At 40.9% G+C, this 19,050-nt stretch carries 17 protein-coding genes and 1 pseudogene; 3 read left to right on the top strand and 15 right to left on the bottom strand.

What is annotated here, in order from left to right; all coding sequences use genetic code 11:
• Positions 1–60 precede the first annotated feature (60 nt).
• From HMPREF2979_RS04095 to cdaA, 7 genes are all read right to left on the bottom strand, one after another.
• A complete protein-coding gene (locus HMPREF2979_RS04095; protein WP_037600988.1) occupies positions 61–888 on the bottom strand; it encodes a ZIP family metal transporter in 828 nt (275 codons plus the stop codon).
• A 12-nt stretch (positions 889–900) separates the two neighbouring features.
• Complete coding sequence (locus HMPREF2979_RS04090) at positions 901–1,689, bottom strand: Nif3-like dinuclear metal center hexameric protein (protein ID WP_070655262.1); 789 nt, start codon at positions 1,687–1,689, stop codon at positions 901–903.
• On the bottom strand, positions 1,679–2,365 hold the full coding sequence (locus tag HMPREF2979_RS04085) for a tRNA (adenine(22)-N(1))-methyltransferase (RefSeq protein ID WP_070655261.1): 687 nt from the start codon (positions 2,363–2,365) through the stop codon (positions 1,679–1,681). Before HMPREF2979_RS04085 ends, HMPREF2979_RS04090 begins: the two co-directional genes overlap by 11 nt.
• Before the next feature lie 98 nt (positions 2,366–2,463).
• Positions 2,464–2,904: a GtrA family protein gene (locus HMPREF2979_RS04080; protein ID WP_013990768.1), complete on the bottom strand. Its 441-nt coding sequence runs from the start codon at positions 2,902–2,904 to the stop codon at positions 2,464–2,466.
• Between the two features lie 2 nt (positions 2,905–2,906).
• On the bottom strand, positions 2,907–4,259 hold the full coding sequence (gene glmM / locus HMPREF2979_RS04075; protein WP_013990769.1) for a phosphoglucosamine mutase: 1,353 nt from the start codon (positions 4,257–4,259) through the stop codon (positions 2,907–2,909).
• A gap of 220 nt (positions 4,260–4,479) precedes the next feature.
• Positions 4,480–5,445: a CdaR family protein gene (locus HMPREF2979_RS04070; RefSeq protein ID WP_070655259.1), complete on the bottom strand. Its 966-nt coding sequence runs from the start codon at positions 5,443–5,445 to the stop codon at positions 4,480–4,482.
• On the bottom strand, positions 5,442–6,293 hold the full coding sequence (gene cdaA / locus HMPREF2979_RS04065) for a diadenylate cyclase CdaA (protein ID WP_037600527.1): 852 nt from the start codon (positions 6,291–6,293) through the stop codon (positions 5,442–5,444). Before cdaA ends, HMPREF2979_RS04070 begins: the two co-directional genes overlap by 4 nt.
• A 101-nt stretch (positions 6,294–6,394) precedes the next feature.
• Between cdaA and murT the strand changes: the two genes are divergently transcribed.
• Both murT and gatD read left to right on the top strand, forming a co-directional pair.
• Positions 6,395–7,738 carry a lipid II isoglutaminyl synthase subunit MurT gene (murT, locus tag HMPREF2979_RS04060; RefSeq protein ID WP_070655257.1) on the top strand — a complete coding sequence of 448 codons (1,344 nt, stop codon included), beginning with the start codon at positions 6,395–6,397 and terminating at the stop codon, positions 7,736–7,738.
• Positions 7,738–8,526 carry a lipid II isoglutaminyl synthase subunit GatD gene (gene gatD, locus HMPREF2979_RS04055; protein ID WP_070655255.1) on the top strand — a complete coding sequence of 263 codons (789 nt, stop codon included), beginning with the start codon at positions 7,738–7,740 and terminating at the stop codon, positions 8,524–8,526. The genes murT and gatD overlap by 1 nt, the downstream gene beginning before the upstream one ends.
• A gap of 54 nt (positions 8,527–8,580) precedes the next feature.
• Here the strand turns inward: gatD and mprF are convergent.
• The 5 genes and pseudogenes from mprF to udk all read right to left on the bottom strand — a co-directional run bounded on the left by mprF (position 8,581) and on the right by udk (position 14,987).
• Positions 8,581–11,135 (bottom strand): annotated as a pseudogene (gene mprF, locus HMPREF2979_RS04050) (bifunctional lysylphosphatidylglycerol flippase/synthetase MprF).
• Positions 11,132–11,851: an alpha/beta fold hydrolase gene (locus tag HMPREF2979_RS04045; RefSeq protein WP_013990774.1), complete on the bottom strand. Its 720-nt coding sequence runs from the start codon at positions 11,849–11,851 to the stop codon at positions 11,132–11,134. The pseudogene mprF and the gene HMPREF2979_RS04045 overlap by 4 nt, the downstream one beginning before the upstream one ends.
• A gap of 194 nt (positions 11,852–12,045) precedes the next feature.
• Positions 12,046–12,306 (bottom strand): YiaA/YiaB family inner membrane protein, encoded by a 261-nt coding sequence (locus tag HMPREF2979_RS04040; protein WP_002883990.1) that lies wholly within the window; start codon positions 12,304–12,306, stop codon positions 12,046–12,048.
• Between the two features lie 89 nt (positions 12,307–12,395).
• Positions 12,396–14,315, bottom strand: a complete 1,920-nt coding sequence (gene abc-f / locus HMPREF2979_RS04035; protein WP_070655254.1) for a ribosomal protection-like ABC-F family protein — start codon at positions 14,313–14,315, stop codon at positions 12,396–12,398.
• A gap of 36 nt (positions 14,316–14,351) precedes the next feature.
• A complete protein-coding gene (gene udk, locus HMPREF2979_RS04030; protein WP_002890688.1) occupies positions 14,352–14,987 on the bottom strand; it encodes a uridine kinase in 636 nt (211 codons plus the stop codon).
• 91 nt (positions 14,988–15,078) lie between these two features.
• Between udk and HMPREF2979_RS04025 the strand changes: the two genes are divergently transcribed.
• On the top strand, positions 15,079–16,161 hold the full coding sequence (locus tag HMPREF2979_RS04025; RefSeq protein WP_070655253.1) for a DEAD/DEAH box helicase: 1,083 nt from the start codon (positions 15,079–15,081) through the stop codon (positions 16,159–16,161).
• A gap of 52 nt (positions 16,162–16,213) precedes the next feature.
• Here HMPREF2979_RS04025 and HMPREF2979_RS04020 read toward each other — a convergent pair whose 3' ends face one another.
• Genes HMPREF2979_RS04020 through HMPREF2979_RS04010 form a run of 3 tightly spaced genes read right to left on the bottom strand, consistent with a single transcriptional unit; the run spans position 16,214 to position 19,039 of the window.
• Positions 16,214–17,377: an ATP-grasp domain-containing protein gene (locus tag HMPREF2979_RS04020; RefSeq protein ID WP_013990778.1), complete on the bottom strand. Its 1,164-nt coding sequence runs from the start codon at positions 17,375–17,377 to the stop codon at positions 16,214–16,216.
• 46 nt (positions 17,378–17,423) lie between these two features.
• A complete protein-coding gene (locus HMPREF2979_RS04015) occupies positions 17,424–18,164 on the bottom strand; it encodes an esterase family protein (RefSeq protein WP_002884014.1) in 741 nt (246 codons plus the stop codon).
• A gap of 47 nt (positions 18,165–18,211) precedes the next feature.
• Entirely contained in the window at positions 18,212–19,039 is an 828-nt protein-coding gene (locus HMPREF2979_RS04010; RefSeq protein WP_002884105.1) for an alpha/beta hydrolase, read from the bottom strand.
• Between the last annotated feature and the right edge of the window lie 11 nt (positions 19,040–19,050).

The following is a 19,050-nucleotide window of genomic DNA, read 5'->3' as shown; positions in this document are numbered from 1 at the left end:
CTCCATCTATTTGAAAAGAGCTGAGTCCTATATCAATAGGCACAGCTCTTTATTATTCTTTTACCCCAAGGCCACGTCCATGACCATCATGACGACAAAGCCAACCATAAGGCCCAAGGTTGCTACGTCAGTATTACCATTGGTTTGTGATTCAGGAATCAATTCCTCCGTTACCACAAAAATCATGGCACCAGCCGCAAAGGCCAAAGCATAAGGAATAATCGCCATCATCAACATGACAAGAGCAGCTCCCATAACAGCCCCTATAGGCTCCACGATAGCTGACATAGATCCCCAATAAAAGGCCTTGATACGAGATTTTCCATCTGCTCGAATAGGAACTGAGAGGGCTGCACCTTCAGGGACATTCTGCAAACCAATACCTATAGCTAGACCAATGGCTCCCATAAGACCCGCGAATGTCATATTGCCACCAGCCAAGGCGCCGAAAGTCACACCGACTGCTAATCCCTCTGGAAAATTATGAATGGTGATAGCCAAAAAAAGCAGGGCTGTCTTGGACAACTTTTTCTTACGAGGTTGAATACCTTCTGCTTTAGAGATGTCATTCCCCAAATGCAAATGGGGAACGACGGCATCAATCAAACGAAGGGCAACACCTCCAAGCAAGAAACCAGCTGCCGCAGGGAACCATGACCACTTCCCATAGCCATTTTGAGTCGCATAAGTTAAAGAGGGATCCAAAAGTGACCAAAAAGAGGCCGCAATCATGACACCAGCCGCAAAGCCCATCATGATATCTAATAATTTACGACTAATATTCTTGAAGAAGAAAACAATGGCCGAGCCGACAATGGTACAGCCCCAAGTAAAAAGACCTGCAAGTAAGGCCAAAAAGACCACATTTTGATGCAAAAGCCAAGTCACAGACACATCCTCCTACAAATGGTCAAAAGGATTGGTTGAGGACTGACTTTCAAGTATGGTCACATTCCACTCATGCTCACGTTTCCAGACCTCAAGTTTCTCAGCAATCTTTGAGATAAAGAGGGCTTCAATATGGTGCCCAGGGTCAATAGCCAAGAGACCATTAGTAATCATTTCTTGCCCTGTATGATAGTAAACATCACCAGTGATAAAGACTTGTGCCCCCTTTTTCAAAGCATCCTTGTAAAATCCTTGACCGCTACCCCCACAAATAGCCACACGGCTAACAAGAGGATTATCATGGTCATAACGAACCAAGCGAACACTGTCCAAGCCAAAAACTGCTTTTACTTTGAGAGCAAGTTCTTCAATGGTCTGTGGCGCGATATCACCCACTCGACCGATTCCATGATTTTCAGAAGTCTGCGTTAAATAAGTGGTGTCTTTAATGTCAAGTAAGTCACAGAACCAATCATTAAGGCCATCATTAACAACATCAATATTAGTATGACTCACATAGACTGCAATATCATGCTTAACCAGGTCAAGCAAAATATCTCGGTCAGGCGAAGACACCAAATCCTTAACTGGACGGAAAATTGGAGCGTGCTTAGCAATGATAAGGTCCACACCCTTTTCAATAGCTTCAGCTACTGTATTTTCACGAACATCCAAGGTAACCATGACCTTCTGAATCTCCTTGTCCAGACTGCCAATCTGCAAACCAACCACATCACCTTCCATGGAAAGCTCCTGTGGACAAAATTCTTCATAAGTCTTGATAAGTTCACTAGCTAACATAGTTCAAAACCTCCTTAATGGTTTGAATTTTATCTTCAATAGCTGCACGGTCAGTCTGATTGGCAAGAGGAATGGAGCCTAAAGCAATCTCTAGTTTATTGATTTCTCTCTGCCATTTGAGCTGGAAAACCTGAGATTGGTCTTTCATGAGATGAGGACCAAAACGCACTTCCTTGTCTGAAAGGCTCATATGTCCAGCTTCTGCCACCATGATTTCGTAATATTTGCCATTTTCAGTCATGATGGATTCGGCAATAATCTCAAAACCATTTTCCATCAACCAAATACGGAGATCATCTTCACGATTATTTGGTTGTAAAATCAGACGGTCTACGCCTGTTAGTTTGTCCTTTCCAGCATCTAGGATATCCGCAATAAGACGTCCTCCCATGCCACAAATCGTGATAGTTGTTACCTCATCAGCAGGTTCGAAGGCAGCCAAGCCATTAGCCAAGCGCACATCTATTTTATCTTGGAAACCAGAAGCTGAGACATTAGCAAGAGCAGATTCATAAGGGCCTTTTACCACTTCACCAGCAATAGCTGAAGTAATCAAACCTTTTTCAAGTAAATAAATCGGAAGATAGGCATGATCACTGCCTACATCCAAGAGTTTTGCGCCTTTCGGAACGTAGGTTGCTACGTCCTTGAGGCGTTGAGATAATTGTACGTACATGTTTCATCTTTCTATTTTTTTAAGTCTCTTCAATTATATCAAAAAAGGAGGTTGGTAAGAAATGGTTTTAACACATTTCCTAACAACTTCCTTTTTGTTTATACTTTCTCGCCTGTAAAGACGAAAAATTTAGAAATAATGTAGTTCAATACAATGATAAGGACCTGAGAGAAAAGGCTCTCGATACCGTTTACCCAAGCATGACTATGCCCAACAAATTGACCAATAATTTCTGGATAGGTATCGACCAAGAAATAGGCCAGAGCCAAATCTAAAACCAAGGTCAAGAGGCGGGCTCCCACGAACTTAACAAAGCGCGTGACCATACCTGTCTTTTCCTGATTAAAGACAAACATGTCATTTGTAAAAAAGGCAAAGATAATGGCAATCGCATTTGCTAAGACTGCTGAAAGTGTTCCTTGTTGGGTAAACTGGAAAATCAAAGTACGACTAACCATATAGACCAAAGTTGCCAAGACACCAAAGAAAAGGTACTTGAAAACTTCGGTAGCCATGAAGGCTCTCAGTTTAGCTATCATACTTAGTCCAATCCAATTTCTGCACGAACAACATCAGCAATCGTATCAACGTAATAGTTTACTTCATCATCTGTTGGTGCTTCTGCCATAACACGAAGGAGAGGTTCGGTACCACTTGGACGAACCAAGATACGGCCATTTCCAGCCATCTCAGCTTCCATTTTTTCAATGATCGCGGCAATGGCAGGAACTTCCATAGCCTTATCTTTCATGCTATTTTCCACACGAATATTAACCAATTTTTGTGGATAGATAGTCACTTCTGAAGCCAATTCAGACAAGCTCTTACCTGTTTCAACCATGACTTTAGTCAATTGGATTGCTGTCAATTGGCCATCACCAGTTGTGTTGTAATCCATGATAATAACGTGTCCAGATTGTTCACCACCAAGGTTGTACCCGTTTTTACGCATTTCTTCAACAACGTAACGGTCACCAACAGCAGTCACTGCCTTGTTAATGCCTTCACGGTCAAGTGCCTTGTGGAAACCAAGGTTTGACATAACTGTCGTTACAATGGTATTTTTAGCCAACTCGCCTTTTTGTGACAAATGTTTACCGATGATGTACATCACCTTGTCACCATCAACAATATCACCATTTTCATCAACAGCGATGAGACGGTCACTGTCTCCATCAAAGGCAAGACCAATTGCTGAGCCAGTTTCTTTAACCAAGGCTTGCAACTGCTCTGGGTGTGTCGAACCAACACCAGCATTGATGTTAAGGCCATCAGGTTGGTCACCAATGACAGCGATTTCTGCGTTCAAGTCAAGGAAAATATTACGTGCAGATACCGCAGCCGCACCATTAGCCGCATCCAAAGCAACTTTCATGCCACCAAGGTCAACACCTGTAGCTACCAAGAATTTTTCGTATTTACGAAGACCCTCTGGATAATCAACAAGTGTTCCAAGTCCTTCAGCTGAAGGGCGTGGAAGTGTATCTTCTGCAGCATCGAGAAGGGCTTCAATTTCCGCTTCACGCGCATCATCCAATTTAAAGCCATCACCACCAAAGAACTTGATACCATTATCAAGAGCTGGATTATGGCTGGCTGAAATCATAACCCCAGCGCTTGCATTTTCTGTACGAACCAAGTATGAGACGCCAGGTGTTGCAAGTACTCCAAGTTTGTAGACTTCAATACCCACTGAGAGCAAACCTGCTACTAAGGCAGATTCCAACATCTCACCAGAGATACGTGTATCACGTGCCACAAAAACTTTAGGACGGCCAGTCTCATGTTGGCTAAGCACATAACCACCAAAACGACCTAATTTAAAGGCCAATTCAGGCGTAAGTTCAACATTTGCTTCTCCACGAACACCGTCTGTTCCAAAATATTTACCCATAATTTTATTATTAGTGCTTGAGCACTAAATCCTCCTTAAACTGTGATGCTGTTTAGCAAGAGTCAATCTAGTGAAATCTATCTAGATAATCTAACTTTATAAGATTTCGCCAATATTTTCAACCCTTGATTTTAAATATTTTTAATTGGTTACATTTTTATGAGATTAGTCCCTCTCAATCCCATCCATTATACATGAATTTTGGGAAAATGTAACTCCCCTATTTTTGCGTGACTTTTAAGTTAACCTTAACAGTGCCAGGCTGAACCGTAACACCTTCTGCCTTAAGGTCTATTGTTTTTGAAGTGTCCTTAGTCACTTGACTAATGTCTACTGGGACTGTGATGCTATCAATCTTATCCATAGCTTCTTGGCTACCAACGATAGTCACATGTCCACGATCAAAGCTATAGCTGATACTAGACACATTGCTAGCCTTATCTCCAGTCAGTTCGACCTTGACAGGAACAGATTTGCTTAATTTTCGCAAACTAATCTTGGCATGCACCTTAGCTGGTGAGATTGAACTTGCTAGGACTGTTCCATTTGTCGAAACTGCTTGAAGGACCAAGTTCCCATCATAATCTTCAGACAGGTTGGAATCACCTTCCAATACTGCTTGAACATGATCAATCTGGTTAATGATATCTTCACTCGACGTCACCTCTACCTTGGTTGCATCCAGGCTAACTTTTTTTACTTCATAGCCATTTGCTAACTTATCTGATGTGATGTTAGCTACGACGTCAAAGGTCTTGCTGGCTTTTTTACCAATAGTCGCCGTCAAGGTTGATGGCGATACTTGCGCAGACATTCCAGCTGGAAGATCCTTAACCTGAATAGGTACTCGACTGGTTCCTTGACCCAGATTCGACAAATCAGCAACTAATTTAAAGTGACGCGTATCACTACTTGTCTCAGTCGTTAAAGCCAGCTGTGTTGTCGCTGTCAAATAGACTTCGGCATCATAGGAATAACCACTGATAAAGTACTTATCACTATCATATTTAATATCCACAGGAACCGATTCAACGGTTTGTGTAAAGGTATTAGATGCACTTGAGCTATTGTTTTTATTTTGCGTATTTCCCGACCATGCCGTGAAAAAGAGTACCACAGCAAAGAAGAGAGCAACTAGCATCTGCCATAAACGATCGTCTTTAAAGAAATTTACGAAACGCTTCATTTTTTGCTACCTCCCATCCAACGTTGGAAGAATGACTGACGTGGTTCTTGTTCTTTCAACAAGATAAGACTCAACTCTTGTTCAAATTCTTGAACAGAGAGATCATGGATGAAATTTCCCTTGTACGCAATTGAAATCGCACCAGTTTCCTCAGACACAACAAAGGTCAGTGCATCTGTCTGTTCTGAAAGACCAATGGCAGCCCTATGTCTAGTCCCAAACTCTTTGGAAATCTTATTAGATTCCGTCAATGGCAGATAAGAACAAGCCGTCGCAACCTTGTTATCTCTGATGATAACTGCCCCATCATGAAGCGGTGTATTTGGGATGAATATATTAATTAAAAGTTCCCCAGTCACCACCGCATCAAGTGGAATTCCAGTCGCAATCTGCTCTTGTAAGGTCTGAGTCTGTTCAATAGAAACCAGCGCCCCAATCTTACGAGGACTCATGTACTTAACAGCTTTAACGTAGGCTTGAACCAACTTCTCGTCTGAGCTAACCTCTTTATTTTGCAAAAAATGCTGAGGTGTCCGTCCAAAGGTTTCAAGTGCAGAACGAAGCTCTGGCGCAAAGATTACAACCGCCGCAATGGCCCCATAGTTGATAACCTGATTCATCAAATAAGAAATCGTCGTGAAGCCTATAAAATCAGAAATCAGTTTGACTAAAATAAATAAGACAACCCCTTGAACAAGGGTCATAATTTTTGTCCCTCGTAGGGCCCTAATAAAGCGATAAATTAAAAAAGCAACAATCAATATGTCCAAACTATTGACGATAACTTTCAGCGGACTATCAAAGAGTGACCGCCAAAAATCAATATCAATGGACGAAAGTATTCCCATACATATCACACTTTCTTTTAATTTTTAAACAGTTTCTATTATACCACGAATTCTAACTATTTTGAGACTACAATCACTACTTTTTGTGATAAAATAAATTCATGACTATGAAAACTACCATGGGAATTCTGGCGGGTAAAGCTAGCCATTTCGTCCTTTCAAAATTGGGACGTGGCTCAACCCTGCCTGGAAAAATCGCCCTTAAATTTGACAAAGATATTTTAGACACTTTAGCCAAGGATTACGAGATTGTCGTTGTCACTGGAACCAATGGTAAGACTCTGACAACAGCTTTAACAGTAGGAATTCTTAAAGAAGCTTTTGGTGAGATTGTGACCAACCCTAGTGGAGCCAACATGATCACAGGAATCACTTCTACTTTCCTAACAGCTAAAAAAGCCAAGTCTGGTAAGAAAATCGCTGTCTTGGAAATTGACGAGGCTAGCCTTCCAAAAATCACTGAATACATCACTCCAAGTCTTTTTGTCTTCACAAATATTTTCCGTGACCAAATGGACCGCTATGGTGAAATCTATACCACTTATCAGATGATTTTAGATGGTGCTGCTAAGGCACCTGAGGCCACTATTTTGGCCAATGGAGACAGTCCTCTCTTTAATTCTAAAGAGGTGGTCAATCCTGTACGCTTCTATGGTTTTGACACTGAAAAACACTCTCCAGAGCTGGCACATTATAATACCGAAGGAATTGTCTGCCCTAAATGTGAGAGCATTCTTCAGTATCGCCTCAATACTTATGCTAATCTGGGTGACTATGTATGCCTCAACTGTGACTTCCACCGTCCAGAATTAGACTATAAGCTAACAGAGTTGACTAAAATCACTAACACTACTTCTGAATTTGTCATTGATGGACAAGATTACAAGATTAATGTCGGTGGTCTTTATAACATCTACAATGCCCTTGCTGCCGTCTCTGTCGCTGAATTCTTCGGAGTGGCTCCAGAGCAAATCAAAGCTGGTTTTGATAAGAGTCGTGCTGTCTTTGGACGCCAAGAAACCTTTAAGATTGGTGACAAATCATGTACTCTCGTACTAATTAAGAATCCAGTAGGAGCCAGCCAAGCTCTCGATATGATTAAACTTGCAGATTATCCGTTTAGCTTGTCAGTCCTTCTTAACGCCAATTATGCTGATGGTATTGATACTAGCTGGATTTGGGATGCCAACTTTGAAAGCATTATCGAGATGGATATCCCTGAGATTAACGCTGGTGGTGTTCGCCATTCTGAAATTGCCCGCCGTCTTCGTGTAACCGGCTATCCAGAAGAAAAGATTACGCAAGCAGAAAAACTTGAAGATATTATGGCATTGATTGAAAAACAAGATTGCGATCATGCCTATATCTTAGCGACCTATACTGCCATGCTTGAATTCCGTGATATTCTTGCTCAACGTCATGCTGTCGGAAAGGAGATGAACTAATGACTTATACTTCACTTAAATCTCCAGAAAATCGTGACTACACCTATGACCTAAATGTTGCCCACCTTTATGGTAATCTACTCAATACCTACGGTGACAACGGAAATGTCCTTATGATCAAATACGTGGGTGAAAAACTTGGTGCTAAGATGACCTTCGACATCGTTTCAGTTGGTGATGACTTCGACAAGGACCACTACGACATGGTCTTCTTTGGAGGTGGTCAAGACTACGAACAATCCATCGTTGCTAAAGACCTCCCAACTAAGCGTGAGGCTATTGGTCAATTCATCCAAGATAACAAAGTAATTCTTGCCATCTGTGGTGGTTTCCAACTTCTTGGTCAATATTACATCCAGGCTAATGGTGTCCGCATTGATGGTATCGGTGTTATGGGCCACTATACCCTCAATCAAGAAAATAACCGTTATATTGGTGACATCAAGATCCATAACGAAGAGTTCGATGAAACTTACTATGGCTTTGAGAATCACCAAGGGCGCACCTTCCTCTCTGATGATGAAAAACCACTTGGAAAAGTGGTCTACGGTAATGGTAATAACAAGGAAGACGGTTCTGAGGGTGTCCACTATAAAAATGTTTATGGTAGCTACTTCCATGGACCAATTCTTTCTCGTAACGCCAACCTGACCTACCGTTTGGTCACTACTGCCCTTCGTAACAAATATGGCCAAGACATTAAATTGCCAAGTTACAATGACATTCTTTCAAGCGAAGTCGCTGAAGAATACGCAGATACTAAATCAAAAGCAGAATTTGAAAAATAATTCTATGACATAGCAAAATAGCGAAACCCTAAGGGTTTCGCTATTTTTTCATATCTATTTCCAAAGTCGTCTTTTCTTCAATCTGTCTTCAATTTTTCGATTATCAATCCTTAGAATGGCAATCATATCAAACAAGAGCCAAGTTCGTTTAGGATAAACAATGTATTTGGGAGACCAAATTGGAGAGAACTTCTCCTTATAACGTTGGAGCCCACTAAAAGAGTAAAAACGCTGCGCAAAGACATAGACCAAATTGGCAACCTTCTCTTCCAAAAAACTATCTTCTTCAGTACCCACATTCGCGAGTGGAGCCATTCCCATATCAAAATACTGCTTTCCTTCTGCTTGGAAGTACTGGAAGAGTTTCACAAAGAGGTAATCCATGATACCTTCGGGTGCCTTTCAAAGTCATAACGCATAAGGTCAATCGTCGCCACCCGTTTGTTTTTGGTTGGCATGATGTTGGCAAAGGCTACAATTTCTCCCTCCTCACTCTCAACAATAGCAATCGGTGCTTGCTGCAGATAGGCTTCATCAAAGAAACCAAGGGAGAAGCCCTTCTCCTTACGACCGTTAAGCCAAATATCTGAGACAGCCTTCATTTCTTGCATCTGAGTCTCTGAAAATGGAGGGTCAAGTAACTTAAACTGGAAACCTGCTTTTTCAACACGATTGGTTGGCTTACGGAACTTCTTACCATGTTTACCATCAACAGAAAATGACGTCAAATCAACCATGGCATTTTCCCCAAATTTCATAAAATCAAAGCCATAATCATGAAGCATCAGGGTAATACTCTCATCTGCCTCATAAAACAAGGCTTGTAAATTCCAATCCGATAAGGTCTTCAAGAAAGATTCCCAAGCTACTCGGTAATAGTTTTCATTACCTATCGGATTTCCCATAACCACACACTTGTTACTGGTTTGTGCAAATTGGAAAACTACCTGGTCTTGTCCATCGACACGATACCAAAAGAGGCGTTTATCATGTAAATAAGCCAGGGCACTTTCTGATGCACCTCCATATTTCTCAAGGAGAGCTGTGAAGCGCTCATCATCCATGCTTTGACCAAAAGGCCTGCGGGGTGCCAAAATTCTCAAGACTCCCCAAACAATAGTTGCAATGATAACTGATGCCAGTAAAATATCAAACCAAATATGAACAAAATGTCCAAGGACATCCCGATTCTTAGGTGGCAATAAATGAGACCAAAAACCGCTGCCACCCAAAACGAGGAGAACCAGAATCGTAAAGGCTAGGAAAAGGAAATCCTTGGTTTTGTCTTCCCAACTATAAACAAAGTAACGATGATACAACCTCTTTCTGATGATCAACATAAGCACCAAAGAGAGTAAAATTAGGAAAGACATGGCCCATGAAATACCATTGAGATTGACATAAATTAAGGCCAAGACAAAGGTTATCAAGGAGGCAACAAAAGCACCCTTAACCCGACGTCTAATGAGACGAGCCATGAAAATAAATAGGGTTCCAAATAGGATACTTGGGAATTGCCAAATCAACTGCTCCTGAATAGGATCAAAACGGCTAATAAAGTAGACATTAGCCAAGCGTTCAGGGATTAAGGCAGACAAAATCAAGAAAATCCCTAAAAAACGTAGCAAATAGACGAGAAAACGGTGGAGACTTCCACCAAATACTCGTGAAGAAAGTTTGAAGTATTTCTCGTTGATACGCCCTCCCATGTGTTTGAAAAAGAAGACAACACCTAACAAGAAAGGAATAATGTAGTAGGTTAAACGAAAAAGCAAGAGCAGACTAACCGCAAGAGCATTGCTAACCCCCATAGAGGTCAGACCGGTAATCACAATCAAATCGAAACTACCAATCCCACCTGGAATCATTGAGAAGATACCAATAATAACCGCTAGGAAATAAAGAGGAATCAGATTATAAAGAGGAACATGTAAGCCCATTAAATAAGCTACACTTACAAAGCTCCCAAGGGCCGTTCCCCATTCAGCTGTCGAAGCTAAAAGAAGACTTAGCCTCGTTTTCAATGGTACTTGACCAAAATAGGCTAATTTTTCCCGACTAGAAACAAAGAAAATAAAAGGTAGATAAAGGAAAATCCCCAATAACAGTAACCAATACTTTCTTAAATCTGGACTTAGAGGGAAGAACCAAAAGACAGCGAATACCAAACCACTTAAAAGGGATAAGCCCGACATAAAGTAAGGCAATAAGCGAGAAAGTGCCTTAACACCTGTCTTTTCCTGCCCATCCTCAGAATAAAAGGAATATCGCAGACCCACATCGACCAAACCAGCAAAACCAGCTAAATTATTAATGGTATTAACAGCCCAACTTGTTTCTAAGATATAGGATCTGGAATAATCCGTTTCTAGCTCCTTATTCAGTATGATGTCATAAAAGAGCATAGGGGAGACAGCGACTAGTCCGATAATAGCCATCAAAACAAGATGCCAAATAGACAAACCGGCCAGGGCTGACTCAAGTGACTCTAGAGTGATGGTTCGTTTGAGGCGAACCAATTCTATGACTACAAGAACCGTAATCGAGATAAAGAAGATAGATTTAACGGCCGCTTTTAAAGGTTGAAGTCTCTCTAAAAGACGCTTCATGCCACCACCTCTTTTCGACTAATTCTCACAAGCTCACGAATCATTTGATTGAAAATCTTATATTTACGTTGAGCTAGACGATGCCCTTCTCGACGTTGGACATAGAGCTTATGAATTGGAAAGAGTTCCGAAATCTCCCTAGAATGCCTGATACTGATAACATCCCTTTGCCCCATAACTACCCAAACAGGATAGGCAGCCTGATGTAGACGTTCCCTATCTAGTGGCAAGTCATGAAGCATAAGCCCCGTTACCTGAGCCATGATATCCATTTTAGATGAAAATGGTGACAAGGCTTTTAAGCAAAGATATTGTATATAGACCGCGAATCTTGAGCGTCTCGTCAACCCATTAAAGGTCATATTTCCCGCATTAAGTAAGAGCCCTGCGATCCGGTCAGGATAACGACTAGCATAAACCATAGCCAAATTGGCACCGTCACTATGACCGACAAATAAGGCCTTCTTGATATTCAAATATTGCAAAATTTCCTCCAAATCGGCAGCCATCTGTTCAAAGGTCATCTTAACACTCTGACGACTGGACCTGCCGTGATTACGACTATCAATGAAAATTAAACGATAGTCTCGATACAGAATTCCTTGCTTACCAAAGTAATTTCCTGACAAATTATTGCCATGCAAAAAAACAATTGGAAAGCCCTTACCGAGATCACGATAATAGATGATTTGACCATCTTTCACTTTGAATTCCATAATATTACCTACCTTTTCACTAACGCATTCTTATACGATAATTAGTCTTATAAGGCATTGAGGCTGATGAATTGGACTTACTCATTCCAAAATCATCTAACCCTCTTCACTCCATTATAACACTTCCACTAGGGAAGAGTCCGAATATTTGTGCATTTTCTGCAAAAAGAAAAAGCCTTTTCAGGCTTCTCTTCTTATTGTTCGAAAGTTTGTTGTGCGATGAGTTTGTTATAGTTTTCTTCATCTTCTTGATTATCACGGACAACCTTAGATACTGTAAAGGAAGATGAAATCAAGCCAACACATCCCATGAGGTAGTAACCCTTAACCATCAAAGGCTCTTTAAGGGTATAGAGGCCTACCAACATCAAGATTACGAAGAAGGCAAATGATCCCCATGCCATCATGTTGAAAGATGTTGTGTTACGATACACTTTTTTCTTTACTTTGTTCATAAAGTTAGTCTCCTTTTATATACTAAGACCATTATACCAACAATGTAAGCCTTTCACAACTCAAAACATGAAAAGGTTCTCATCATCCCTTAACCTTCCATTTGTTCTGATAAGTCACTCCACTCTTCCATTAGAGCCTCTTGAGAATCTGTTAAGTCATCCAGCTCTTTCTGCAAGTCAGACAATTCTGCCACATCATTTGTTTCAAGCATGGCAGCAGAAATTTCCTCCAAGCGTTCCTCAATCGTCTCTAGCTCATTTTCAATCTGCTCTATGCGTCGACTTAGTTTACGCATCTCTTTTTGATTGGCTTTTTGAGCTTGATAATCACTAGCTCCCGCTGAAGCTACTTGGACTTCCTCTGATACTTGATTTTCCTCTACCTCAAGTCGTGCCAACTCTTCAAGCTCCGCCTTCTTCTCAAGGTAGTAATCGTAATCTCCAAGATAAATGGCTGCCCCATCCTCAGAAATTTCCATCACTTTGGTTGCCACACGGTTGATAAAGTAACGGTCATGGCTGACAAAGAGAAGCGTTCCATCAAAGTCAATGAGAGCATTTTCCAAGACTTCCTTACTATCAATGTCCAAATGGTTGGTCGGCTCATCTAGGATGAGGAAGTTGTTGTTTTCCATTGATAATTTAGCTAAGAGCAGCCGAGCCTTCTCACCACCTGAAAGCATGGAAACCGACTTTTTGACATCATCACCTGAGAAGAGAAAAGCTCCCAGACGGTTACGAATCTCAACTTCAGGAGTTGTCGCAAAATCATTCCATAACTCATCAAGAACAGTGTTTGACGGTGTCAAGGCAGATTGGGTTTGGTCATAGTAACCCACTTCAACATTGGCACCATAAGTTGATGTTCCCTTGATAAATGGCAGTTTACCTACTACCGACTTGATAAAGGTTGTTTTTCCGATACCATTAGGTCCCACAATGGCAATGGCATCCATCTTCTTAACATCCAGAGAAATAGGCTCTGAGAGAATCTCATCGTCATAACCAATAGCAGCATCCCTCACTGTCAAGACCACATTTCCAGAGACCTTGTCCGCATGAAAGGTCATATTTGCCGACTTCTGACCTTCTGTTGGCTTATCTAGGCGTTCCATTTTCTCTAGCTGTTTGCGACGGGCTTGAGCACGCTTAGTTGTAGAAGCACGGACAATATTACGATTAATAAAGTCCTCCAACTTAGCAATTTCCTTTTGTTGTTTTTCGAAGTTCTTTGCTTCAGTGGCCAACTTTTCAGCCTTAAGGTCCATGAATTTTGAATAGTTTCCGACATAACGATCTAAACTATGTTTGGTCAAATCCAGGGTTACTGTCGCCACCTTATCCAAAAAATAACGGTCGTGACTGACAATGATTAGAGCTCCCTGATAATTGACCAGGTAATTCTCCAACCAGGCAATGGTTTCGATATCCAAGTGGTTAGTCGGTTCATCCAGTACCAAGAGTTCAGGCTTCTCAAGCAGCATTTTCGCCAAAGCTAAGCGCGTGTTTTGCCCTCCAGAAAGATCTGAAATAGGCATCTCCCACATGCTTTCATCAAACTTAAAACCATTGAGAATGGCTCTGATATCAGATTCATAGGTAAAACCACCTCGCTGTCTGAAATCCTCAGAAAGGCGATCATAGTCAGTCATTAACTTGTCCAAGTCTGACCCAGTTAACTCAGCCATCTTCATTTCCATGTCACGAAGGCGTTTTTCGTCTGCACGAAGACCTGCAAAAACATTTAACATTTCCGCATAGATGGTATTGCTAGACTCAAAGCGACTATCCTGAGCTAAGTAAGACAAATTCAAATCACGTTTTGTGTTGATTTCACCACTTGTCGGCGCTTCCTCTCCAACCAAAATTTTCAATAGGGTTGATTTCCCAGCACCGTTGCGTCCAACAAGGGCAATACGATCGCGTTCATCTACCTGAATATTAATATTATCAAAGAGCACATCCCCTGAGAAAGAGCGCTCAATCTTGTTTCCTTGTAAAATAATCATAACGTTTCAATTATACCAAAAAAGCCAAGCTCCTGCTTAGGCTTTCTGACTTTCTTTCAAAATGCTTGCTACCTTAGTATTAATCAAATCGATAGCAACAGTATTTGTGACACCTTCAGGAATCACCACATCTGCGTAGCGTTTCGTAGGTTCGATAAACTGGTGGTACATAGGTTTAACCACACTGATATATTGCTCAATAATACTATCCAAGCTACGGCCACGCTCTTCCATGTCACGCTTGATACGACGGATAATACGAATGTCATCATCAGTATCTACAAAAAGCTTGATATCCATCAAATCACGCAAGCGTTTATCCTCAAGTACCAAAATCCCTTCAACAATGAAGACATCCTGTGGTTCCTGACGATAGGTCTTTTCACTACGAGTGTGTTGAGTGTAGTCATAAATCGGAATATCCACTGGACGCCCAGCAATCAGCTCATTGATGTGTTCAATCATAAGATCTGTATCGAAGGCAAAGGGATGGTCGTAGTTAGTTGACACACGCTCTTCAAAAGTCAAATGTGACTGATCCTTATAATAAGAATCATGCTCAATCATAGCAATTTTCTCATCTGGAAAATTTGATAGAATGGCACGAGAAACACTGGTCTTACCTCCACCAGAGCCACCCGTAACCCCAATAATAATCGGTTTTTTAGGCATGGTAAATTCCTATCTAATATAGTCTTTCTTATTTATTCTACACTAAATCATGATATAATAAAAGCAAATCCATATAGAAAATGAGACTTTTATGTTTAAAAACTTTCCTGAACAATGGCAAGACCTCCTTAAAGAAAAAGGAATCACTACAGAGACTGCCATTCAAAAAGAACTCTTTGCACCAATCACTGAAGGAGACAATATCCTAGGTATCAGTCCTACAGGAACAGGTAAGACTCTAGCCTACCTTCTCCCATTGCTCCTCTCACTCAAGCCCAAAAAATCCCAGCAATTGCTTATCCTAGCACCCAATTCAGAGCTTGCTGGACAGATTTTTGATGTGACCAAACAATGGGCTGAGCCACTAGGACTCACTGCCCAACTCTTCCTTTCTGGCTCTAGTCAAAAGAGACAAATTGAACGCCTGAAGAAAGGACCGGAAATTCTCATCGGAACACCTGGCCGTGTCTTTGAGCTGATTAAACTCAAAAAGATCAAGATGATGAATGTCAACACCATCGTCCTAGATGAATTTGATGAGCTTCTCAGTGATAGCCAATACCACTTTGTGACAAAAATCAGCCACCATGTTCCTCGTGACCATCAAATGATTTATATTTCGGCAACCAACAAAATTGATGATCAAAATCTTGTCGAAAATACCATCGTTTATGACCTATCTGATCAAGAACTTGACACCATCAAACATTATTTTATCAGTGTTGATAAACGTAACCGTGTCGAACTTCTTCGTAAGTTCTCCAATATCCCTGACTTCCGTGGCCTTGTCTTTTTTAACAGTCTATCTGACCTTGGGGCTACTGAAGAACGCCTCCAATTTAACGGGGCTTCAGCGGTATCATTGGCTAGTGACATCAACGTCAAATTCCGTAAGGTTATCTTGGAAAAATTCAAAAATCATGAGATTTCACTCTTACTCGGTACTGACCTCTTGGCACGCGGCATCGATATTGAAAATCTAGAGGTAGTCATCAACTTCGATATTCCTCGAGATCGCGAAGCCTATACTCACCGTGCAGGACGTACTGGTCGTATGGGAAATGAAGGTAGCGTCATTAGCTTTGTAACCCATCCAGAAGACCTCAAAAAACTTAAAAAATTCGCCAAAGTTTCAGAACTGGTTCTTAAAAATCAAGAACTTCACGAAAAATAAGGCATTACAAAAGCACTTCAGTTTACTCTGAAGTGCTTTTAACATATACAGATTAGGCTTTTTTACCAAAGTCCTCAATCATTTGTTCCATTTCCTCACGACTTGGAGTTGTCAACATATAGAGGAAGTCACCTTGCAACTCTGCAAAGGCTGCAGGCATGATTTTCTTAACTTTAAGTTGTTCACGATACTTATCAAAAAGTTCTTCTTCTGAATAAGCATAGTGAGAGCTTGCACGACGTGAAGTCGCCAAACAGTAAAGTGGCTCAAACTGAGAAGCTGGGAATGGTTCGCCAGCAACGATATCCGCATACCCCTTGTACAAATCGAAAGAGTGAGCATAGTTATATACGTCGATTGTGAAACCACCTGCTGGACGGTTGTTATATTCAATAGCAATATAATCGTCACCATCACGGAAGAACTCAATATGGAAGAAACGTTCCTTCATACCAAATTCTTTGACAATTGCCTCACCATACTTACGTAACTTAGGATCCATTTCCTTAAGAACGTAATAAGAATTATCCATCTTGTAAATCATCAAGTCAAGTGGTGTGTGGGCATAATCAAAAGTTGTCGAGAAGACAATATTACCATCATGATCAATCAAACCATCGAAAGTACAGATTTCGCTTGAAGTTACAAATTTTTCAAAGAAATAAACTGTTTCATGATCCCACTCAGCCTTAAAGTGATTGATATCATCTTCTGTTTCAAGTTTGAAGGTTGCAGCTGCACCAACCCCATTATCTGGCTTAGCAATCATTGGAAGACCAATTTCTTTCACAGCTTTATCCACATCTTCGTCAGTTTTAATGACAGCACCAGGAACAACTGGAACTCCAGCTTTTTGGAAGAGTTTCTTCATTTCAGACTTGAATTTAGTCTTCTTGAGGTCTTCTGGTTTAGCACCAAAAACATTGAACTGTTCACGAAGAGCAGCATCCAATTCCAACCAGTATTCATTATGAGATTCGATGCGATCGATTGGACCATGTTTGTAGAAAAGAAAGGCTACCGCACGTTTAACTTCATCTAAGTTTTCCAAATTGTCTACACGGAAGTACTCAGTCAAAGCATCTTTCAAAGGTTGATCTAACTGTTCATAAGGCTCTTGACCAATACCAAGAACAGTGATTCCCTTATTTGCAAGTTCAACTGTAAACTGTTGGAAGTTTTGTGGATAGTATGGTGAAATAACAAGATAATTCATTAGTGATTCCTCTTTTATAGTTATTTAGATAGGATAGACAAAGAAATTATAGGTTCATATTGTCAAGGAAATAAGGCATTTGTTTACGCCACCATTCCCAATCGTGAGCGACATCATGGCCCCACTCAGAGAACCAAGCTGGAATATTCTTTTGTTCAAAGGCTTCCTTAAGTTTATAGTAAGATGGAAGACCATCTTGTTCCCAAGCACCAAGACCTGTACATACGATGATTTCAGCTTGACGGTAGCGGTCGATGAACCAACCATCATTTTGGTTCCAGATATAATCTGATGGGGAATTTTGGTAAATAGCTTCATCCCCTCCAAACTCACCCACAAAGAAACGAGCATCGTAGACACCACTAAGGGCTACCACTTTATTGAAAACATCAGGGTGTTGCAAGAAGAAATTAAGCGCATGGTAAGCACCCATTGAACATCCTGTTGTCATCATTGGATCAAACCAACCAGTTTTGTGTTTGATAAATGGAATAGCTTCTTCAATAACATAGCGTTCATAGGCACGGTGCATTTCAGCACGATCGTGTGGATTTTTCCAATCACAAAGCCAGCTTTCACTATCCACACTTGACAGCGTAAAGAATTGTACGCGTCCTTCTTCGATAAAACGTGCACAAGCATCAATCATACCAAAGTCATAGTATTCGTTATGACTACCACCTGATGAGGCAAAAACCACAACAGGGATACCAGCGTGCCCATAACGGTTAACATACATTTCACGATTAAGTTGACCACTCCAGTGGCTAAGATGTTCGATATTCATATTTATATTCCTTTTCCTAAATTAAAAATATTTTACATTAATAAAGACTAGTCCCACTTTTCAGCGAAAAAGCGAAGACAGTCTGGTAAATTCTCAGCCCAAGCCTCTTCATTATGCTCAGCACCAGATTGAATGTGAATCTTGATATTCTCCAAATCAACCCCACGAGCTATCAAATCATGGTAATAGCTCAATGAAGAGTCAATGTAAGCCTGCTTAATGTTACCAGCCATCAAGGTCTTGTCAGTATCATCAGCTTCCTCAGTACCTACATAAATGTAGACACGTTGATCTGCATCGAGCTTTTGACGCGACATATAACGATCAAAGGCATCTTGATGCAACCAGTTAGCTGAAGAAAACACTCCAAGACAACCAATCTGCTCCTTATAATCAAGCCCCATAAACTGAGTGATATTACCACCAAGGGATGAACCAATCATAGCTGTATGCTGACGATCTGAGAGGGTACGGTACTCCTTGTCAATAAAGGGTTTAACCACATCCATGACAAACTCTGCATACTCCACTCCCTTGCCTCCAAACTGAACACCAGGGATATTCGATTCTTGGTACTTCCACGCAGAATACTCATTCATACGGCCAGGACCATCATTATCGATGGCTACAACAATCATACGCGAAATATCAGGATTACGCTTGATTGTTGGGATAATCTTCCAAGAATAGCCAGAAAATGACTCCTTACTATAAAGAACATTCTGACCATCATGAAAATACACGACAGGGTAAGAACGATCTGTATCCGTTTCATAGTTCTTAGGTAGAAGAACACGCACACGACGGAGTTTCCCAGTGTATGGCACCTCTAACTCATGCGTCTTCATAACCAAGTAAAAATAAGATTTATTCATTGTCAGAAAAC

The organism is Streptococcus sp. HMSC078H12, from assembly GCF_001814615.1.
Taxonomy (GTDB): Bacteria; Bacillota; Bacilli; order Lactobacillales; family Streptococcaceae; genus Streptococcus; species Streptococcus salivarius_F.
Note: the sequence above shows the minus strand (reverse complement) of the source record. Positions and strands in the feature narration are given on the sequence as shown.